At 79.4% G+C, this 1,336-nt stretch carries 1 pseudogene; it reads right to left on the bottom strand.

The annotated features are described in order from the left end of the window. A pseudogene (locus R7226_RS31455) lies at positions 1 to 1,336 on the bottom strand (hypothetical protein); the annotation flags it as partial.

Here is a 1,336-nt window from a genome sequence, read left to right as displayed (position 1 = left end):
GCCCGCCGCGCCCACGGCTCGGCACCGAGCCGCTCCAGCACGTGCAGCGCCCGCCGCAGCGGCTCGCGCGCGTCGGCCCGCCGGCGCGCCCGCCGCAGCCGCTCGCCGAGCACCAGCTCGGTCCGCGCCCGCTCGAACGGCAGCTCGACGCGCGCGTGCCATGCAAGCGCCGTCTCCCCCAGCCGGTCGATCTCGTCCTCGCCGGCGAGCAGCAGCCGCCCGCGCGCGGAGGCCGCGTGAGCCCAGGCGCCGCCGGTCTGCGCCGCGCCCTCCTCCAGCCGCTCCAGCGCCCGCAGCGCGTCGTCGCGGCGACCGAGCCGCACGAGCGCCTCGATCAGGTCGGCGACGTAGAGCGTCAACGCCGGTTCGCCGAGCGGCAGGCCGCGGTCGATCGCGTCAGCTCGCTGCAGCAGCTCGACCGCGGCGCCCGCGCGCCCGGCCGTCAGCTCGGTGAAGCCGAGCGCGGCGAGCGAGTGCAGGACGGTCGCCGGGCCGGCCGCGACCTCGCTCAGCTCGATCCCCTCCTGACCGTGCGCGCGCGCCTGCTCGATCCGCCCGGTGCCGGCCTCGGCGCGCGCCAGCCCGGCGAGCGCGAGCGCGAGCGCTCCCGCCTGCCCGGTCTCGCGCGCCAGCCGCACGCTCTCCTCCGCGTCGGCGAGCGCCGCCGCCCAGCGACCGCGCCGCCAGTGCAGCTGCGAGCGCACGTCGAGCGGGTAGACGAGCCGTCCCACAGCGCCGGCCTCGCGCGCGCCCGCGACCATCCGGCCGACGATCCGCTCGACGCGCTCGAAGCGCTCGATCCACAGCGACGCCATCGCCGCCATGCCGATCAGCTCGGCGACCTCCGACAGCGGGTCGGCGGCGTACAGCAGCGGCTCGGCCGCGCTCAGCAGCGCGTCGCCCTCGCGCGAGCGGCCGAGCGCGAGCAGCGCCTCACCCTCGGCGATCGCGGCCAGCGTCGCCAGCACCGGCAGCTCCTCGCCGGCGACCGCGCGCGCCGTCGCGGCCAGCTCCGCCAGCTCCGCCATCTCGCCGCGGAACATGTGACCGAACGACGCCTCCAGCAGCAGCTGCGCGGCGGCCGCGCTGTCGCCCGCGGCGTCGGCCTCCGCGCTCAGCCGCTTCAACGCGGTGATCGCCGCCCACGGGTCGCCGCCGCGCATCGTGATGTGCGCGTGCAGGCGGGCGGCGCCGCCGGCGACGGCGCCGTCGCCGGCCTCCTGCGCGTCGCGCCCCGCCCGCTCGGCCAGCTCCAGCGCCAGCGCGGCGTGGCCGGCGACGGCATGGTCGCGGGCCGCCTCCAGCTCCAGCGGCGCACGCTCGCCGACGCTCGCGG

Origin of the sequence: Conexibacter stalactiti, from assembly GCF_033542075.1 — a bacterium.
Taxonomy (GTDB): domain Bacteria; phylum Actinomycetota; class Thermoleophilia; order Solirubrobacterales; family Solirubrobacteraceae; genus Conexibacter; species Conexibacter stalactiti.
The sequence above is the reverse complement of the archived record's forward strand: the minus strand, read 5'-3'. Positions and strand labels throughout refer to the sequence as shown.